Below are 18380 nucleotides of genomic sequence, written 5' to 3'. Positions count from 1 at the left end.
CCATGCGGGGGTGGGTGCTTCCTGTTGTTCTGCTGTTGTCGGCCTGCGCGCCCGCGACCCCGGGCGATCAGCCGACCCGCGCCAATATCGCCGACAGCAGCTTGCCGCCGATGAAGACCTTCGCGCCCCGCCTGCAACCGGCTGCCGCGCCCTCCGACACCGATCTGGCGCAGGATTTCCTCGACCTCAGCTTTGCCCTTGAAAGCGGTCGGGTGCTGCCGGTCTTTACCCGGTTCGAAGGGCCGATCACCCTGCGTGTCACCGGGAAGCCGCCCGCGTCTCTGGGGCCTGACCTCATGCGTCTGCTGGGCCGCTTGCGCGCCGAGGCGGGCGTGCCCGTCACCGTCACGACCGACCCCGCCGCCGCGATCACGATCGAGGCGGTGCCGCGCGCGGCCATTCGCCGGGTTCTGCCGCAGGCCGCCTGTTTCGTGGCGCCCAATGTCTCGTCGCTCAAGGATTACCGCGGTGCACGGCGCAGCAGCCGGACCAATTGGGCGCTTCTGCGGACCCGCACCCGGCTGGCCATCTTCGTGCCCAACGATGCCTCCGCGCAAGAGGTGCGCGATTGCCTGCACGAGGAGCTGGCGCAGTCCATCGGGCCGCTCAACGACCTGTACCGCCTGCCGAATTCGGTGTTCAACGACGACAACGTGCACACGGTGCTGACGGGCTACGACATGCTGATCCTGCGGATGACATACGCGCCCGAATTGCGCAGCGGAATGACACGGGCGCAGGTGGCGGCCCGGCTGCCGCAGATCCTGGCCCGCCTGAACCCCGGCGGCAGGTATACGCAGGCGCGCCTGGCAGGCCCGACGCCGCGCGCCTGGAGCGACGCCATCCAGATCGCGCTTGGCCACGGATCGAGCCCCGACGCACGGCGCGCCGCGGCGGACCGCGCCATATCCATCGCACGGCGGGCGGGCTGGCGCGATCATCGACTGGGGTTCTCGCATTACGCCAAGGGCCGCATCGTGCAGCAGTCCGACCCCGGCGTGGCACTTTCCCAATACGAACTGGCGGACCGTATTTACGCCGCCTCCCCCGACACGCGCCTGCACCGCGCCTATGTCGCCACGCATCTGGCCGCCTTCGCCATAGCTTCGGGTGACGGTGCGACGGCGCTGGCTCATGTCGATCCCTTCATCGACAGTGCGGTTGCCTCGGAAAACGCGGCGCTCTTGTCGACGCTGATGTTGCTGCGGGCCGAGGCGCTGACGCTGACGGGCCGCGACAGTGAGGCGCGCCGCGTCAGACTGGACAGTCTGGGATGGGCGCGGTACGGGTTTGGCCCTGACTGGGCCGTGCGGGCCAAGATGCGCGAAATCGCATCCCTGAACCCGCGGAGCGGCCCGACCTAACAAGCGAACGGGTAGAACACGATGATCGTATTGGCGGCGGCACTACTGGGGGCCATCATTGGCGGCATTACGGCGTACCGGCGCAAGGGCAACGGCAAGGACATCGCGCAATACGCAACCGGCTATGCGATTGCCTTCGTCCTGGTCGGCATGATCGCCACCATCGTGATCCACCGCCTGGCGCTGTAAGGGGCGCGCCGATGTTCCTGCCCTTCTTCGAGAACCTTCGCAAAGCCGCCGTGCCCGTAAGCCTGCGTGAATTCCTGGCCTTTCTCGAAGGCATGCGCGCAGGGCTCGCCACCTACGACGTCGAGGCGTTCTATTACCTGGCGCGCACCGCGATGGTCAAAGACGAGCGCAACATCGACAAGTTCGACCGCGCCTTCGCCGCCAGTTTTTCCGGCCTCGAGGCCATCACCATGGAGCAGGTGATGGAGGCCGTGGACATTCCCGCCGACTGGCTGGAAAAGATGGCCGAAAAGCACCTGAGCCCCGAGGAAAAGGCCGAGATCGAAGCGCTTGGCGGGTTCGACAAGCTGATGGAGACGCTGAAAAAGCGGCTGGAAGAGCAAAAGGGGCGTCATCAGGGGGGCAACAAGTGGATCGGCACCGCCGGCACATCGCCCTTCGGCGCCTATGGCTACAACCCCGAAGGCGTGCGCATCGGCCAGAACGAGAGCCGCCACCAGCGCGCCACCAAGGTCTGGGACAAGCGCGAGTTCAAGAACCTCGACGACAGCGTCGAGCTGGGCACCCGCAACATCAAGGTCGCGCTCAAGCGTCTGCGCCGCTGGGCCCGCGATGGCGCACAAGAGGAGCTGGACCTGGGCGGCACGATCCGCGCCACGGCCGAGCATGGCTATCTTGACGTGAAAACCCGGCCCGAGCGGCGCAATGCCGTCAAGGTGTTGCTGTTTCTCGACGTCGGCGGCTCGATGGACGCGCATGTGAAGGTGGTCGAAGAACTGTTTTCCGCCGCACGTGCGGAATTCAAGCACATGGAGCACTTCTATTTTCACAACTGCCTCTACGAAGGCGTGTGGCGCGACAACCGCCGCCGCTGGGATGCGCAGGTGTCGACGCACGAGATTTTGCGCACCTATGGCCCCGATTACAAATGCATCTTCGTGGGCGATGCGTCGATGTCCCCCTACGAAGTCGCCTACCCCGGCGGCGCCTCGGAACATTGGAACGCCGAAGCCGGGTCGGTCTGGCTGGCGCGGGCGCGCGATCAGTGGTCATCGACCCTTTGGATCAACCCCGTGCCCGAGAAATACTGGGGCTACACCCATTCCATCGGCATGATCAGAGAGGTCTTCGGGCCCGATGCCATGGTGCCGATGACGCTCGAAGGATTGAGCCGCGGAATAAAGGCGCTGACCCGCTAGACCGCGTCGCGCACCCCGTCCAGCAAGTCATCCTCCAACCCGCCGCCCGCCGGCCCGTGCAGCACGCTTACATCGCCGGTCTGCTCGAACACGACCGCCCGCACCTGATCGAGGTGTGTGACATTCGCTTCGCGCAGCTTGCCCATGAGATCGGCGCGGGTCATCTTGGCCGCGCTCAGGTTGTCCTCCAGCACCTCGCGGCCCTGCATGATCAACAGCGGCGCATTGTCCATCGCGTCTTGCGCGTCGCGGCTGCGGACCCGCAGGTGCGACAAACCCGCCTGCACCACGAACAGCGCCGCGAGCGCGGCGATCCCGGCAAGCGGCCCGGTCGATTTCGACACGACGACAGAGGCCAGGACCGACCCCATCGCCACGGTGATCGCGAAATCATACCCTGACATCTTGGAAAACGATCGCAGGCCGCTCAGCCTCGTAAAGGCGATCAGGGCGAGCCCCATGATCGCCGCATCGATGAAAGGGGAAACAAGGGCGCCGACTGTCGGCATGGTGTGGCTCCTGATGAAATGCGGGTCCAACGGCTGCAGTGCCGCTTTCGGTCCCTGCGCCGGGTCAGCCGGCCCTGTCGGACGCCGCGCGCAAGGCGGCGCGCAGCCCGGCGATCTGGTCGCGCAGGGCACTGATGTGCGCCTCGCTCATTCCTGTCGCGGCCGCGACACATCCGGGCACCGCGGCCGCGCGCCGCTGCATCTCGCGCCCCTCCCGGGTCGGCGTGACCAAAACCCGGCGTTCGTCCTGCGCATCGCGGTCGCGGCGCACCAGCCCGGCCTTTTCAAGCCGTTTGATCACCGGGGTAAGCGTGCTGGAATCCAACCCCAGCCGCGCGCCGATCTGGCCCACGGTCACCGGATGCCCCTGCCACAGCAGAACCATCACGAGGTATTGCGGATAGGTCAGCCCAAGCGGATCGAGCAAGGGCTTGTAGATGCGCCCAAAGGCCTGCTGCAATGTATAGACGTCGAAACACAGCATGTCGTTGGGGTCGAGCGGATGTGGCTGCAAGACGAACCTCCAAAAATCCAATTATTAAATCGTGCGCGATTAAATGGCAAGCTATTGACCTACCCTGCCGCGCGCTTTATGTACCATACCACACAATCGGGCTGGATCTGACGATCCGGCGCGCCCGGCGCAACCACCTGCGGGAACATCGCCCGCTTCTGGCGCGTTGAGACCCCGATACAAAGACACAGAGAAAAAGGACAAAAGACATGATCAAGAAAACAGGTTCCGCAAAATGGCAGGGTGGACTGAAAGATGGCAAAGGCCATGTGAGCACCGAAACCGGCGTGCTCAACGATCAGCCCTACGGCTTCAACACGCGCTTTGAAGACGCCAAGGGCACCAACCCCGAAGAACTGATCGGTGCGGCGCATGCAAGCTGCTTTTCGATGGCCCTGTCGATGATCCTCGGGGGCCACGACCTGACCGCGGACAGCATCGAGACGACCGCGACCGTGCATCTCGCGGAAAAGGACGGTGGCTTTGCGATCCCGTCCATCCATCTCGATGTTACCGCCAAGATTCCCGGCGCGACCGAAGCGCAATTCGCCGAAGCCGCCAAGACAGCCAAGGAAAATTGCCCGGTCTCCAAGCTCTTCAACGCCGAGATCACGATGGATGCCAAACTCGTCTGACGCTCCTTGCGGCTGATCGACGCGACACGGGGTCGCAAGGCACGTCCTTGCGGCCCTTTTTCCTGCCCGAGAGGGCGCGTCCCAGGTTCTTTGGGTCTTCAAATACTCCCGCCGGAGGCTCCACACGCTTGCCACGGGCGCCGGGCCGCACCATATCTGGGATATGCTGAAATTCACGCCCATCCTTCTTGCGATCCTCTATGGCCTGGCGATGTACCGGTTTTCGGCCTGGCGCACGGCCCGAGAGCTTGACGAGAAGTCCACCGAACTGGCCGATCCGCGGCTCAAGGCCCTGACCGACCGAATGGCCGCCGCGCTGGAGCTGTCGCGGATACGCGTCCATATCTATGAAATCGACCCGGTGAACGGGCTGGCCGCCCCCGACGGGCGCATTTTCATCACACGGGGCTTTTACAACAAGTTCCGTGCGGGCGAGGTCACGGCCGAGGAAATGTCATCGGTGATCGCGCATGAATTGGGGCATGTTGCCCTGGGTCATTCGCGCCGCCGAATGATCGACTTCTCGGGTCAGAACGCACTTCGCACGGCGCTGGCGATGGTTCTGGGGCGGTTCCTGCCCGGCATCGGGATCTGGATCGCAAACATGCTGGCATCGTTGCTGGCCGCGCGGTTGTCGCGCAGCGACGAATACGAGGCGGACGCCTATGCCGCGGCCCTTCTGACCAAGGCGGGCATCGGCGTGGAGCCGCAGATTTCCATGTTCCGCAAGCTCGAGGCGCTGACCCGCTCGGGCGGCGGGCGTGCGCCGGCCTGGTTGCTCAGCCATCCCAAGACCGAAGACCGGATCGCAGCTCTCAAGACCCTCGACTCGCGCTGGAGCGACGCCTAGGCCAGCGCTTTTGCAATGCGTGGCAGCCGCGCTTTCTTCATCAGTGCACGCATGTCCCAGTCCTGACCCGACAGGCTGCGCGCGCGGGCCAGCACGTCGGCGGCAACATCGGCCACCGCATCCGCGTCGCGCATCCAGACCTGCATCAGGAAACCGTCGGGATCGACCCGCTCCAGCCCCTCTTCGGCCAAGGCCCCGCGCGGAAAATCACGGGCATTTACGGTCATCACGGCATCCGCCGATCCGGCGACTGCACTGGCCAGCACGTGAATGTCGTTCGGGTCGGGCAGCCAAAGCCGCGCCTCGAGCCCCGGCGCGGCGGGCAGTTCGGCCTCGGGCCATCTGGCGCGCAGCATGGCGATCTCGCCGCGCGCCTGCGGTTCGCCCAGCGGCCCCAGCTTGCGCGCCGCCCGCGCCCATTCCTCGAGGATGCGGGCCGACCAAAGGGGCACGAACGCCCCGCTGCCCGCCACCCCCAACACCATGTCGCGCATCACGTTGGGATATAGCACACAGGCGTCGATGACGATCTTCATCGCCTACAGCCGAAAGAACAACGACTTGAGATAACCGCTTTCGGCCAGTTGCGGCAGCAGTGGGTGATCGGGCCCGGCAAAGCCCGTATGGATCAGCGCACCGCGCCGTCCGGCGCGCCCGATCCCGCGCACCGACGCGGTGCGGAACGCGCCCAGATCGGCGGCATGCGAACAGGAACACAGCCCCAGAATGCCGTTCTCCGCGACCAGCGGAGCCGCCAGCCGCGCCACACGCTCGTAGGCACGCAGACCGGCGTCGAGCGCGGGTTTCGCCGGGGCGAACGCCGGCGGGTCGCAGATCACGAGGTCGAATTCCGCACCCTCTGCCCGCAGCGCGGCCAGCACGTCGAAGGCATCGCCCTGCCGGGTGGCAAAGCGGTCGGCGACGCCCATGGCCTCCGCCCCCCCCTGCGCCAGGTCCAGCGCCGGGGCGGAGCCGTCGACGCACAGCGCGCCAGCCGCCCCATTGGCCAAGGCGGCCAATCCAAAACCGCCGACATGCGCAAAGACATCCAGCACCCGCGCGCCGCGCGCCAGCGAGGCGGCAAAGGCGTGATTGGGCCGCTGGTCGTAAAAGAGCCCGGTTTTCTGCCCGCCCGTCAGATCCGCCAGATAGGTCGCGCCGTTCATCGGCACCGGCAGCGGGCCATCGGGTGCCTGACCATGCAACACGCCGCTCACATCGTCGAGCCCTTCCAACCCGCGGGTGCGGCCCGCGGCGTTCTTGAGGACATGCGCGACCCCCGTGACCGCGACCAATGCCGCCGTGAGCGTGCTCAGATGCGCCTCGGCCCAGGCCGCGTTGGGCTGGATCACGCAGGTATCGCCAAAGCGGTCGATGACCACGCCGGGCAGCCCGTCGGTTTCGGCATGCACCAACCGGTAGAACGGCGCATCGTAAAGCCGCGCGCGCAGGTCCTGCGCCCGCGCCAGACGCGCCTCGAACCAGCCCTGGTCAAGCCTCGCCTCGGGGTCCTCGTCCAGCATCCGGGCGATGATCTTGGACAGCGGGTTCACCGCCACCAGCCCCATCGGCTGCCGGGTGGTGTCCTCCAGCCGCGCCAGCGCACCCGGGCTCAGGGCCTTGGTGCGCCGATCGGTGACCAGCTCGTTGGCATAGACCCAAGGAAACCCGTGCCGGATGGCGCGGGCATTGGCCTTGGGCAACAGCCGCACGGTGGCGCGGTCGGTTTCGGTCTGGGGGGTGTGGGCGGAATCGGAAAAGGGCGCTGTCATAGCGCCCTCCTCTAATCGCTTCGCGGCGCGCGCGAAAGGTCAGATTTTGTTCAGCGTCTGAATGAGCCCAAGCTTGGCGTTGCGATAGCCGCCCGGATCCTGAAGTTCGGAGCGGATGACATTCGCCAGGTGGCCGGTGATGCGCACCTTCTGGGTCTGGCCGCGCGCCATCGCGTCGATCGCCATCTGCCCGCCAAAACCCTGCAGGTCGGCCTTGACCACCTTGTGATCGACCAGCACCGCACCGGTCCGGGCATCGCGAAGGGTCATGGCGAAGGTCAGCGAATGGATGCCGCCGACGGTATAGCGGGTCTTTTCGGTCAGCGCATGGAACCGCATCACGTCGACGTGCAGCGTCACCGGTGTGCTCCCCTCCAGTGCGGCAGTGCCACGCTGCATCGCAGTCTCGAATATCGCCTTGACCTGCATGTGGCGGTCGCCCATCGGGTCCTCGCGCCAGACGATGTCGCCGCTGGGGTAATAGCGGTTGGCCTCGGAGACCTTCAGCGATCGGGGTACGCTGACGGTGATCTTCTCGACCCGCAGGTCGGGCAGTTGGCTGGCCTGCGTGGCGTCACCCGGCGTTGCGGCACCGGTCACGAAGGGCGCGGCGCGGCTCGCGGTGTCCACCGGGGCGGAACAGGCCGACACGATTGCGGCGAAACCAAGGGCGGCAAGGGCTTTCAGAATGGTCATGTCACTCTCCTTCAAGAACGCCCGCTGGATGGGACGCTTTGGGTCAAAGCCGGGTATGACCGCCAAACACGGCAGGATTACGACAATTTTTCACCGTTAGCGCGGCCATTTCGCGAAGGCCGCGGCCGGAGGCGTTGCGCGGCGGGTCAGTCGCGCGGCCGGGCCCGCCAACCGCCGCGCCGCCGCGGGGCCGCCATTCCGGCCAGGCCTTCGGTCATCACCTCGGTCATCGGATGGGTGTCCTCCGCGCCGCCATGCTTTTCGATCAGACGGCGCAGCACCGCCGAGGTGTCCACCTCGACCGGCAGGCTAAGCGCCCAGTCCAGAAAGATCGTGCGACATTCGCTCTTGAGGATGCCCTCGATGCGGTAGGCTTCGAAAATCAGCCCCTTGGGATCGTCGGCGTCGCCTTTTTTCATCCGTCCCTCCCGGTGTCGTCAGGCGTGTTCGCGCCGCTGTGATCCGCCGCATCCGGGGCTTTCGCATACCGGTTCAACGCGGCGGTGATCACCGCGTCGCAAGCATCGTAACAGTCGTGCAGCGTCTCTGCCGCGCGGTCAAGCGATCGCACATCCAGCGCGCGCTGCAAAAAGGTGCGGCCCGCCTGGCCGAGGTTGTCGATCCGCAGAGGTTGCGCCGACAGCAGCCGCGCCGCAACCTGCACCCGCCAGCACAGCGCATAGCCCGCGGCAAGCTGCGCCCGCCCGGCATCGTCGATCAAGCCCGCATCGCGCGCCGCGCCAAGCCCCGCCACCACGTCGCGGTCGGGGATGCCGCCGATCAAGGCACCCGCCTGCGCAATCAACTCGATCTCCTGCATGCGGCCCGGGCCGATCTTGGCGTCCCACAGCGTGTCGGGGGCCTTGGCCGCCGTGATCCGCGCGCGCATCTGCGCCACCTCGTGCGCCACATGGGCAGGGTCGCCCTTGTGGCGCAGCAGATCGGCGCGAAACGCCTCGACGTCGCGGGCCAGGCCGTCGGGCCCTGTGATCACCGCCGCCCGCGTCAGCGCCAGATGTTCCCAGACCCAGGCCTGGGTCTGCTGATAGCTCTGGAATGCGGCCCAACTGGTGGCGACCGGCCCCTGGTTGCCCGACGGGCGCAGGCGCATGTCCACCTCGTAGAGCTTGCCCTGTGACATGGGCGACGTCATGGCGGTGATCAGCGCCTGCGTCAGCCGCGCGTAGTAGACCCGCGACGGCAGCGGTTTCGGCCCGTCCGACGCCTCGACGCCGGCCGCGTCATAGATCACGATGAGATCCAGATCGGACCCCGCGTTCAGCCGACCCGCGCCCAGCGACCCCATGCCCAGCACCACGCCGCCGCGCCCCGGCGGCGGGCCGAAGCGGCGCGCGAACTGGTCGCAGACCAGCGGCCAGAGCACGACCAGGACCGCGCGCGCCAGATCGGCGTATTGCGCCCCGGCGGTGTCGGCGTCGATCAGCCCGCGCAGGTGATGCACGCCGATGCGGAAATGCCATTCCTTGGTCCATCGCCGCGCCATGTCGAGGCGGGTCTCGTAATCCGGCTCTGGCTCGAGCGCCGCCGCGAGGGCATCGGCCAGCGCCGCCTGCCCCGGCCAGTCGTCAAAGAAATCGCCCCCGATCACCGCATCGAACACGCCCGCGTTGCGCGACAGGTACTGCGCCAGCGCGGGCGACGTGCCGACGATGTCGATCAGCAGATCCCGCAACTGCGGGTTCGCCTCGAGCAGCGAAAACAACTGCACCCCGGCCGGCAGTCCCGCCAGGAACCCGTCAAATGCGAGCAGCGCCTCGTCGGGTTTCGCGGCCCCGGCCAGCCGGGTCAGGAGGTCGGGCCGCAGCCGTTCAAAGAGGATCCGGCTGCGATCGCTGCGCAAGGCGGGATAGCTGTACCAGCGATGCAGGACGGAAGTGTCGAAATCATGCGTCTTGGGCTCGGGCGGTTTGCCGGGGGCGAAAAACCCTTCGGTCATCTCGTGAACCGCGCTCAACCGTCTGGTCAGATCCTGTCTGAGGTCTTGCGCATCGGCGTCCATCAGGCACGCCAGCCGGGCAAAGCCGGTGTCGCTGACCGGCAGGGAGTGGGTCTGTGCGTCCTGCACCATCTGCAACCGGTGTTCGACCGTGCGGTGAAACATGTAGTGGTCGCGCAGGCGACCTGCGACATCCTCCGGCACCCAGCCCTTTTGCGCCAGCACCGACAACCCCTGCAACGTGCCGCGCACCCGCAGTTCCGCATCGCGCCCGCCGGCGATCAATTGTCGGGTCTGGGTAAAGAATTCGATCTCGCGAATTCCGCCACGCCCCAGTTTCATGTTGTGCCCCGGCAGGGTGATCGGCCCGCCCAGCCCCTTGTGTTCGCGGATCGCCAGCCGCATGTCGTGCGCGTCCTGGATGGCTGCGAAATCCAGGTGCCTGCGCCAGACAAAGGGGCGCAGATCGCGCAGGAACCGTTGCCCGGCCGCCAGATCGCCCGCCGCGGGCCGCGCCTTGATATAGGCCGCGCGCTCCCAGGTGCGGCCCAGGCTTTCGTAATACCGTTCCGCCGCCTCCATCGCCATGCAGACGGGGGTGACGCCCGGATCGGGGCGCAGCCGCAGATCAGTGCGGAACACGTAGCCCTGCGCCGTCAGATCGCTGAGCGTGGCGCTCATCGCGCGGGTGGCACGGACAAATGCACTGCGTGCATCGTGGAAATCGGCCGGATCGAAGCGCGTCTCGTCAAACAGGCAGATCAGGTCGATGTCAGAGGAGTAATTCAACTCGTACGCGCCCATCTTTCCCATCGCAAAGACCACCATCCCGCCCGCATCGGCGATGTCGTCCTCGGTCATGCCGGGCAGCTTGCCGCGCTTGATCTGCGTCGCGATGGCACTGCGCAGCGCCGCGTCGCAGGCGGCATCGGCAAACCGGGTCAATGCGCCCGTGACCGCCATCAGCGACCACGCACCGCCAAGATCCGCAAGCGCGGTCAGCAGCGCCACCCGCCGCTTGGCGCGGCGCAGCGCTTCGGCCAGACCATCGGGTCCATGTCCCCTCGCGCCGGCGATCTCCGCCTCCAACGCGCCGTCCGGATCGTCCAGCGCGGCGGGCAGCCATGCGGCCTCCTTCTCGATCAGCGTGGCGAGATAGGGGCTAGACCCCGCAGCCCCCCGCACCAGCAGGGCCAGATCGTCGTCCACTTCGGGAAACAGGGCGCGCGCCGCGTCCCCGCGTTCGGGGTCGTGGGCACGCGGGCATCGGGTCATGTGATCGCTCAGGCTCATGGTGCAAGCTTTCGCGCCTGCGTGTTGGCGCGTCAATCTCTCTTGCGCCCGCGCGCGCCCAAGGCCACCCTGCCCGCATGAGCAAAAGCCTGTCCCGTGTCCGCGCCGCGCTTGCCGCCGCCGGGCTGCCCGCCGAGATCCGCGAAACACCGCTCGCCCGCACCGCCGCCGATGCGGCAACGGCGCTTGGTGTCACGCTCGACCAGATCGCCAAATCGATCATCTTTCGAGGCGAGGATCAGGGCCGCGCGCTGCTTTTCCTGACAGCGGGCGGCAACCGGGTCGATCCCGCGCGGGCCGCTGCCTGCGCGAAAGAGCGGCTTTGCAAGGCCGATGCCGCCCTGATCCGTGCCCAGACCGGGTTCGCCATCGGCGGTGTCGCCCCGCTCGGTCATCTGTCGCCGATCCGCAGCTTTCTGGATCCCCGGCTGATGGAATTCGACATCGTCTGGGCCGCCGCGGGCACGCCGCATCATGTCTTTGCGATCGATCCGCGCGATCTGCACCGCGTGACACAGGCGCAACTGTCTGATTTCACCGCAGAAGTCAAAAAAATGTAAAAAACGTTCACATAAACCCTTGCACGGTGCGGGCGCGGACCCAATCTATTTGATGTGAAACACATTCACATCCCCGGAAAGACCCTCGGGGCCCTGCACACCCTGACCGAAAGGCATGACCATGACGACACTGACCCAATCCCATCCTGCCGCCGCCTCCGCCGGCTGGCTGTCGCGCGCCGAAAGCTGGCTTGACGCCAAAGGCAAAGGCGCGTGGATCGCGGCCATGGTGCTTGGCTTCATCTTCTTCTGGCCCCTGGGCCTTGCTCTTCTGGCCTATCTGATCTGGAGTAAACGTATGTTCACCTCTTCGTGCCGCTCGTCCAAATCCGCCCGCCGTCACATGACGACACTGCGATCCACCGGAAACAGCGCCTTTGACGCCTACAAGGCCGATACCCTGCGCCGGCTGGAAGAAGAGCAGACCAATTTCGAGGCCTTCCTCGAGCGGTTGCGCGAGGCCAAGGACAAGGCCGAATTCGACCAGTTCATGAACGACCGCGCCGACAAGGCCAGCCGCGAGGCGGGGTCCCCCGAAGCCTGAGCGCGCTGCCACCCGTTCCGCGCGGCCCCCTTGCACATATCGCAAGGGGGCCGCCTTCCCCGCGACGCCCCCGACCAAAGGCCCCTGTCCGATGTCTCAACTTCCCGATCACCAGACCCAGCCGCAGTTTTACCGCGATGTGCCCATGAAACGGTTTCTGGCCTGGATCGCCGACACGGTGGTCATTCTGGCCGCAAGCCTCCTGATCGTGCCCTTTACCGCGTTCACCGGGCTGTTCTTCTTCCCCGCGCTGGTCCTCGTGGTCAGCTTTCTCTACCGCGTCATCACCCTCGCGAACGGATCGGCGACCTGGGGCATGCGGCTGGTGGCCATCGAATTCCGCCGCGCCGACGGCGACCGGTTCGATCTCGGGACCGCATTCGCCCATACGCTCGGCTACTCCATCAGCTGGACGATCATGGTGCTGCAGCTCATCTCGATGGTGCTGATGTGCACCACCGACCGCGGTCAGGGCCTGACCGATCATGTGCTGGGCACGGTGGCGATTAATCGCCGCGCCGCGGTTTGATGGCAATTGCCTGAAAACTGGGGTTGGCTGGATCGGGGCGGCTTGCTATCGTCCATGCCAACTCGAATTGGATCGCCATGCGTCACACGCTTCCCATCGCTCCGCAGTTCTACGTGACAGCGCCCCAGCCCTGCCCCTATCTCGAGGGCCGGATGGAGCGTAAATTGTTCACCGCACTGCAGGGCGAAAGCGCGAACCGACTGAACGACAGCCTGTCGCAACAAGGGTTCCGACGCTCGCAGAACGTGCTCTACCGTCCCTCCTGCGCGGAATGCTCGGCCTGTCTGTCGGCCCGGATCGACGTGGCCGCCTTCACCGCCAGCCGCAGCCAGAAACGCACGCTCCGGCGCAACGCGGATATCGACCGCCGCGCGACATCGCCCTGGGCGTCGGAAGATCAGTACGAACTGTTCCGAACCTATCTCGACAGCCGCCACGCCGACGGCGGAATGGCGGATATGGACGTGTTCGAATTCGCCGCGATGATCGAGGAAACCCCGATCCGCAGCAGGGTCGTCGAATACACCGACACGACCACGCGCGCGCTCATCGGCGTCAGCCTCACGGATGTGCTCAATGACGGGCTGTCGATGGTCTATTCCTTCTACGCCCCCGAGATGCCCAAACGCAGCCTGGGCACCTATATGATCCTGGATCATATCGCCATCGCGCGCGAGGCGGGCCTGCCATACGTCTATCTTGGCTACTGGGTCCCCGGCAGCCAGAAGATGGGCTACAAGGCGAAATTCTCCGGTCTCGAGGTGTACATGGGCGGGGCTTGGCAGCCGATGACGAACCCCGACGCCTTCTCGGCGGAAACCCACCCGCTCAGCACGGATCCGATTGCCGAACAGGTCGCGAATATCCAACTGCCCGACGGTTGTCCGACCGGGCGCTGAACCCGTCACCGTTCCTGTCCTGCTTCTTTGGGTCCCGAAATACTCTCGGGGGCGGGTGTGGACGCATGTCCGCGCCCTTCAGGGGGCAGACAGCCCCCTGCGCAAAACGAAGCGAGGGGGCCGCAAGGCCCCCTCTCATTCAGATTGATCCTGCGCGGCGTCGGACTTAGTTCGGAATGAGGTCCGGCACGATGGTCACGATGCTCGGGAACAGCCACAGGATCGTCAGACCCAGGACCTGAATGAGCACGAAGGGCACGATCCCGCGATAGATATGGCCGGTCGTCACGCTCGAAGGCGCCACCCCGCGCAGATAGAACAGCGCAAAGCCGAAGGGCGGCGTCAGGAACGAGGTCTGCAGGTTCACCGCGATCATGATCGTCACCCACTTGGGATCGAACGTGCCGCCATAGATCACCGGCCCGACGATCGGGATCACGATATAGATGATCTCGAGGAAATCGAGCACGAACCCCAGCACGAACAGCACCAGCATCACCAGCAGGAACACCGTCAACTCGTTGTCGAAGCTCTTGAGGAACTGCTGGATGTAATGCTCGCCGCCGAAGCTGATGACCACGAGGTTGAGAAGCTGCGATCCGATGAGGATGGTGAAGACCATGCTCGTCACTTTCGCGGTCTCGCGCACCACCGGGCTCAGCACGCCGGAGGTGAAGAGAACCCAGCACGAGAACAGCAGGCCGAAGACCGCATAGAGATACGCGCCATACGCCACGAAGAACGCGACCCAGCCTTCAAATCCCACCTCGTCGGTGTTGATGCGCATGTCGAAGTTGATTCCCACCAGGATGCAGACGATGATCGCCAGCGTCGACCAGATGATGATCTTGGGCGACCGGTCCTGATCCTTGAGCTTGCGGTAGGCCGCCAGCATGATCGCACCGCCCGCCCCCAGCGCCGCGGCCGGCGTCGGATTGGTGATGCCGCCCAGGATCGAGCCCAGAACGGCGACGATCAGGATCAGCGGCGGGAACACCACGCGGATCAACTCGTTGCTGGCGCAGATTTTGGCCGCATGGGCGACGCCGTACATCAGCAAGGCAAAGGGGATCGCCATCAGCACCCACATCACCCCCGACGTCGTCGCGGGGCCGACCAGCAGGATATCCACCAGCAGCGCCAGCACCGCGCCCACCCCGCCGATCAGCAGCGGCCGGGTATCCGAGGAGGGCGACACGCCCCGCGCGGTGGTCAGGAACAGCCCCAGCAGCACCAGCAGGATCGCCACGCCGGTGCCGATCGGTGCCGCGTTGGCGATCTTGTCGGCCTGCGCCTGCTCCAGTTCGGCTTCGGTCAGCCGTTCGGATTGCTGGATCCCGCCGTCGGCGTCGATCCCCTCTTGCTGGGCAATCGCCGCATCCCATGCGTCCTGGCCGTGCAGATCGATCATCGACGCCCTGCATTCCTCGCCCACGGCGGTCCGCAGCGACGCGGCCTCGCCGATGTCGGAATAGCGCGACACGGTCGTGCTTTGGCTGCCGACGATGCCCATGTTGCCCAGCAGAACGGTGCCCACCACGATGGCGACCGGAATACCCAGGAACCAGGTGAACGCCTCGGACCGGGTTACCGGCTCGCCGTTGGTCGGCCCCATCGGCACCGCGGGCGCCTTGTCGGGGTTCAACAGCGCATAGCCAAAGGCATAGAGCGCATAGAGCAGCGACAGCAGGATCCCCGGCAGCAGCGCCGCCTGGAACAGGGTGCCCACGGACAGAACCGCAGGTTCGCCCAGGAAGGTCAGCGCGTCGGTGCAGCCCGCGGCGACCGCGCGGGCTTCCTGCGCGGCGGAATACAGATCGCCCGCAAGCGTGCCCAGAAGAACGATCACGATCGACGGCGGAATGATCTGGCCCAGCGTGCCCGAGGCGGCGATGACGCCGGTGGAAAGCTCCGGCGAATAACCGTTGCGCAACATCGTCGGCAGCGCCAGCAGGCCCATGGTCACCACGGTCGCGCCGACGATACCCGTCGAGGCGGCCAGGAACGCGCCCACGACCACGATCGATACGGCCAGACCGCCGGGCAGCGGGCCAAAGACCCGCGCCATCGTGGTCAGCAGGTCATTCGCGATCTTGGAGCGTTCGAGCGTGATTCCCATCAGAACGAACATCAGGACCGCCAGCAGCGTTTCGATCGACTGGCCGGCCAGAACCCGTTCGTTCATCCGGTTGACCACGAACGACACGTTGCGATCGAGCGCGGTTTCCCAGCCCGAGGGGAACACAGGTTCCGCGATCCGCGGCAGATCGGGATACCGGAAGATCGAGATGCTGTCGGGTTTGACCCCCGAATTGACCAGATCGCGGTACACCTGGCTGCCCTGGTCGATCGCCTGGTGAATGAGAAGCCCGGCGCTGTCGAGCGCGGCGATGATCCCGAAGGAGATAACGCCCGCCCCCGCGATGGCGAACGCCACCGGAAAGCCCGAGAGAATGCCGCCGAACAGGCAGACAAAGACGATGATCAGGCCGATTTCGACGCCATCTAGACCAAAAAGCATGTCAACTGTTCCTTAAATTCAGTGCGTACCTTCGTACGCTTCTTCACCTTCGCCCAGGCTGTCGCGGTCGAGGTACTTGTTCTCGCTCTCTTCGCCCTCGCGCCATTCCAGCAGCGAGCGGTAGAAGATCGCGATCGCCTGCAGGAACACCATCGCGGTAAAGGCGCAGAGCAGGATCTTGAAGATGAAATAGCCATTGAAGCCGTTGGGGCTGAAGCCGATGGTCTCGACGTTCCAGCGCAGCGCGCGCGCCTTGTTCAGCAGCCGGTCCAGCGTATCGGAGGCCGACGGGTTCGGCACAATCAGGTGACGCCACAGGAAGAACCATCCATAGAGCCAGATCAGCACGGCGACCGGCATCATGAAGAAGATGGCGCCGAACATGTCGATCACCTTTTTCGCCCGAAAGCTGACGGCGGAATAGATGAGATCGACGCGCACGTGGCCACCCTGCACAAAGGTGTAGGACATGCACAGGCAGACGACCAGGGCATTGTAGAGTTTGAGTTCCTCGCCGAACCAGCTGATGTCGAACTGCAGCGGGATGCCGAACCCGATCGAGATGTCGGGCCGGGTAAAGATGCGCTGCATGAACACGATGATGATCTGCTGAAGAACCATCAAAAGGCCCGCCCAGGCGAAAAAGCGGCCGACCGTGTTGGCAAAACCTTCGAGGACGCGGACATAGCCCCACATGATCTCGCTGCGCCAGATGCCGATGGCGGTGAGGATCAGGAAGCTGGTGAGGATGACGAAGAAAAATTCCACCGACGCGCCGTAATAGACAAAGCGCATGATCGCCTGCTTGTCCGACCAGTCGAGCCAGAGACCCGGATGCGTGATGGCGTAGAAAAAATTATACACCGACATGCCCAGGTTGGTGATGAACCACACCAGACCATCGATCACCGCACCAAATGCATCGCCGGCCGAAGCCGTTTCGTTTTCCATTGCTGTCCCCTCCCGGCAGATGGGCAGTGCCCTGTTCCGCCACGCTGTCGTTGCGCCCCGGTTACCTCGGGATCACAGGCCGCAAGGGGGGCCGCCGACAAGCAGCAGCCCCCCCGTTTGTCATCGCGGTTGCGATCAGCCGTTGGCCAGAACGCGGTTACGCTGCTCGACGTAGAAGCCATCGGACTTCAGCAGCCAGTCGGAGCTGGACGCCAGCGATTCCTCGAACGATCCGCGCACCTTGGCGAACAGCTCGTCGTCCATGTTCTCGTCCATGACCTTCTTGGAGGCCGCGCCGAAGGCATCCCAGACGTCGTCGGGGAACTGCAGGGTTTTCACGCCCTGGGCCTGCAGACGCTTGAGCGCCGCACCGTTGTTGGCCAGGGTTTCGGCCAGCTGGGTGTGGGTGGTGGCCATGCAGGCGTTCTGGATGATTGCCTGATGCGCCGGCGACAGGTCGTTGAACACGTCGAGGTTGACGCCCGCGGACAGGCCCGAGCCCGGCTCGTGGAAACCGGCGGTGTAGTAGACTTTCGCGACTTCCTGGAAGCCCGCGCGTTCGTCCGCGAAGGGGCCGACCCACTCGAGGCCGTCCAGCGCGCCGGAGCTCAGCGCCTGGTAGAGTTCGCCGCCGGGGATGTTCTGCACGGATGCACCCAGTTCACCCAGCACCTTGCCGCCAAGGCCCGGCATGCGGAACTTGAGGCCGTTGAAATCGGCGGCGGAGTTGATTTCCTTGCGGAACCAGCCACCCGACTGCGAGCCGGAGTTGCCGCACTGGAAGCACTTGAGGTTGAAAATCTCGCCCAGCTCGGTGTGCAGCTCGTGACCGCCGCCATGCAGATACCAGTTTGTCAGTTCCTGCGCCGTCGCGCCAAAGGGAACGGCGGTGAAATAAGCATAGGCCGGGTGCTGGCCGATGAAATAGTACTCCGCGGTGTGATACACATCCGCCTGACCCGAGGAAACGGCGTCGAACACTTCGAACGCGCCGACAAGCTCTCCGGGGGCTTTCTTTTCGATGGTCAGTTGACCGTCCGACATCGCGCCGACCATTTCCTCGAAATAGGTGGCCGCGTCGTCCAGAACGGCAAAACCGCGGGGCCAGGACGTGACCATGGTCAGGGTGCGCTTGCCTTGCGCATAGGCGGGTGCGGCCAGGGTGGTGGCTGCGGCGGCCGAGCCGCCAAGTGCAGATGTCTTCAGAAATGAACGACGATCCATTGAGATACTCCTCCCAGAAGTTTACGCCCGCGTCGCCAAACCTGCGCGCGGATCGATTTGAGTTCGGTCACATTAACGTCGGCGCAGGATTTGGAAATACCTACTACTGCGTAGAAAGCCCGCGAAGACCGCAATTCGGTTCAATTATTGGGCGGCAGCGTTTGATAATCCGGG

Annotated in this window: 19 protein-coding genes; 9 read left to right on the top strand and 10 right to left on the bottom strand. The window is 65.2% G+C overall.

Going from position 1 to position 18380, the window contains the following annotated elements; translation table 11 throughout:
• Positions 1 to 2 precede the first annotated feature (2 nt).
• From FDT80_RS02265 to FDT80_RS02255, 3 genes are read left to right on the top strand one after another with little or no spacing between them, the layout of a single operon-like run.
• Complete coding sequence (locus FDT80_RS02265; RefSeq protein WP_138660611.1) at positions 3 to 1364, top strand: DUF2927 domain-containing protein; 1362 nt, start codon at positions 3 to 5, stop codon at positions 1362 to 1364.
• Positions 1365 to 1385: 21 nt separating this feature from the next.
• On the top strand, positions 1386 to 1553 hold the full coding sequence (locus FDT80_RS02260; RefSeq protein WP_138660610.1) for an apolipoprotein acyltransferase: 168 nt from the start codon (positions 1386 to 1388) through the stop codon (positions 1551 to 1553).
• Positions 1554 to 1564: 11 nt separating this feature from the next.
• Positions 1565 to 2752 (top strand): vWA domain-containing protein, encoded by a 1188-nt coding sequence (locus FDT80_RS02255; RefSeq protein WP_138660609.1) that lies wholly within the window; start codon positions 1565 to 1567, stop codon positions 2750 to 2752.
• Here FDT80_RS02255 and FDT80_RS02250 read toward each other — a convergent pair.
• A complete protein-coding gene (locus FDT80_RS02250; protein WP_138660608.1) occupies positions 2749 to 3261 on the bottom strand; it encodes a DUF421 domain-containing protein in 513 nt (170 codons plus the stop codon). The genes FDT80_RS02255 and FDT80_RS02250 overlap by 4 nt on opposite strands.
• Positions 3262 to 3325: 64 nt before the next feature.
• Entirely contained in the window at positions 3326 to 3775 is a 450-nt protein-coding gene (locus FDT80_RS02245) for a MarR family winged helix-turn-helix transcriptional regulator (RefSeq protein ID WP_246039808.1), read from the bottom strand.
• Positions 3776 to 3984: 209 nt separating this feature from the next.
• Between FDT80_RS02245 and FDT80_RS02240 the strand changes: the two genes are divergently transcribed.
• Both FDT80_RS02240 and FDT80_RS02235 read left to right on the top strand, forming a co-directional pair.
• Complete coding sequence (locus tag FDT80_RS02240) at positions 3985 to 4410, top strand: OsmC family protein (protein ID WP_138660607.1); 426 nt, start codon at positions 3985 to 3987, stop codon at positions 4408 to 4410.
• Between the two features lie 163 nt (positions 4411 to 4573).
• Positions 4574 to 5260: a M48 family metalloprotease gene (locus FDT80_RS02235; RefSeq protein WP_138660606.1), complete on the top strand. Its 687-nt coding sequence runs from the start codon at positions 4574 to 4576 to the stop codon at positions 5258 to 5260.
• Here the strand turns inward: FDT80_RS02235 and FDT80_RS02230 are convergent.
• The 5 genes from FDT80_RS02230 to FDT80_RS02210 all read right to left on the bottom strand — a co-directional run bounded on the left by FDT80_RS02230 (position 5257) and on the right by FDT80_RS02210 (position 10978).
• Entirely contained in the window at positions 5257 to 5796 is a 540-nt protein-coding gene (locus tag FDT80_RS02230; RefSeq protein ID WP_138660605.1) for an RSP_2648 family PIN domain-containing protein, read from the bottom strand. The two genes, FDT80_RS02235 and FDT80_RS02230, sit on opposite strands and share 4 nt — an antisense overlap.
• 3 nt (positions 5797 to 5799) lie before the next feature.
• Complete coding sequence (locus tag FDT80_RS02225; protein WP_138660604.1) at positions 5800 to 7032, bottom strand: RSP_2647 family RNA methyltransferase; 1233 nt, start codon at positions 7030 to 7032, stop codon at positions 5800 to 5802.
• Between the two features lie 39 nt (positions 7033 to 7071).
• On the bottom strand, positions 7072 to 7728 hold the full coding sequence (locus tag FDT80_RS02220; protein WP_138660603.1) for a DUF6778 family protein: 657 nt from the start codon (positions 7726 to 7728) through the stop codon (positions 7072 to 7074).
• A gap of 146 nt (positions 7729 to 7874) precedes the next feature.
• Positions 7875 to 8147, bottom strand: a complete 273-nt coding sequence (locus FDT80_RS02215; protein WP_138660602.1) for a hypothetical protein — start codon at positions 8145 to 8147, stop codon at positions 7875 to 7877.
• Complete coding sequence (locus FDT80_RS02210) at positions 8144 to 10978, bottom strand: bifunctional [glutamate--ammonia ligase]-adenylyl-L-tyrosine phosphorylase/[glutamate--ammonia-ligase] adenylyltransferase (protein WP_138660601.1); 2835 nt, start codon at positions 10976 to 10978, stop codon at positions 8144 to 8146. Before FDT80_RS02210 ends, FDT80_RS02215 begins: the two co-directional genes overlap by 4 nt.
• 77 nt (positions 10979 to 11055) lie before the next feature.
• Here FDT80_RS02210 and FDT80_RS02205 point away from each other — a divergent pair, with 77 nt between their 5' ends.
• From FDT80_RS02205 to FDT80_RS02190, 4 genes are all read left to right on the top strand, one after another.
• Positions 11056 to 11538: a YbaK/EbsC family protein gene (locus FDT80_RS02205; RefSeq protein ID WP_138660600.1), complete on the top strand. Its 483-nt coding sequence runs from the start codon at positions 11056 to 11058 to the stop codon at positions 11536 to 11538.
• Positions 11539 to 11659: 121 nt separating this feature from the next.
• Complete coding sequence (locus FDT80_RS02200) at positions 11660 to 12082, top strand: DUF2852 domain-containing protein (RefSeq protein ID WP_138661750.1); 423 nt, start codon at positions 11660 to 11662, stop codon at positions 12080 to 12082.
• Positions 12083 to 12173: 91 nt separating this feature from the next.
• Positions 12174 to 12611, top strand: a complete 438-nt coding sequence (locus FDT80_RS02195) for an RDD family protein (protein WP_138660599.1) — start codon at positions 12174 to 12176, stop codon at positions 12609 to 12611.
• A 77-nt stretch (positions 12612 to 12688) separates the two neighbouring features.
• Positions 12689 to 13510, top strand: a complete 822-nt coding sequence (locus FDT80_RS02190) for an arginyltransferase (protein ID WP_138660598.1) — start codon at positions 12689 to 12691, stop codon at positions 13508 to 13510.
• 166 nt (positions 13511 to 13676) lie between these two features.
• Here FDT80_RS02190 and FDT80_RS02185 read toward each other — a convergent pair whose 3' ends face one another.
• The 3 genes from FDT80_RS02185 to FDT80_RS02175 form a co-directional block, all read right to left on the bottom strand.
• On the bottom strand, positions 13677 to 16031 hold the full coding sequence (locus FDT80_RS02185) for a TRAP transporter large permease subunit (RefSeq protein ID WP_138660597.1): 2355 nt from the start codon (positions 16029 to 16031) through the stop codon (positions 13677 to 13679).
• A gap of 18 nt (positions 16032 to 16049) precedes the next feature.
• Positions 16050 to 16982 (bottom strand): TRAP transporter small permease subunit, encoded by a 933-nt coding sequence (locus FDT80_RS02180; protein WP_138660596.1) that lies wholly within the window; start codon positions 16980 to 16982, stop codon positions 16050 to 16052.
• 135 nt (positions 16983 to 17117) lie between these two features.
• Positions 17118 to 18206 (bottom strand): TRAP transporter substrate-binding protein, encoded by a 1089-nt coding sequence (locus FDT80_RS02175; protein WP_138660595.1) that lies wholly within the window; start codon positions 18204 to 18206, stop codon positions 17118 to 17120.
• Positions 18207 to 18380: the final 174 nt, after the last annotated feature.

This window comes from Sulfitobacter sabulilitoris (genome assembly GCF_005887615.1).
GTDB lineage: Bacteria > Pseudomonadota > Alphaproteobacteria > Rhodobacterales > Rhodobacteraceae > Sulfitobacter_E > Sulfitobacter_E sabulilitoris.
Note: the sequence above shows the minus strand (reverse complement) of the source record. Positions and strands in the feature narration are given on the sequence as shown.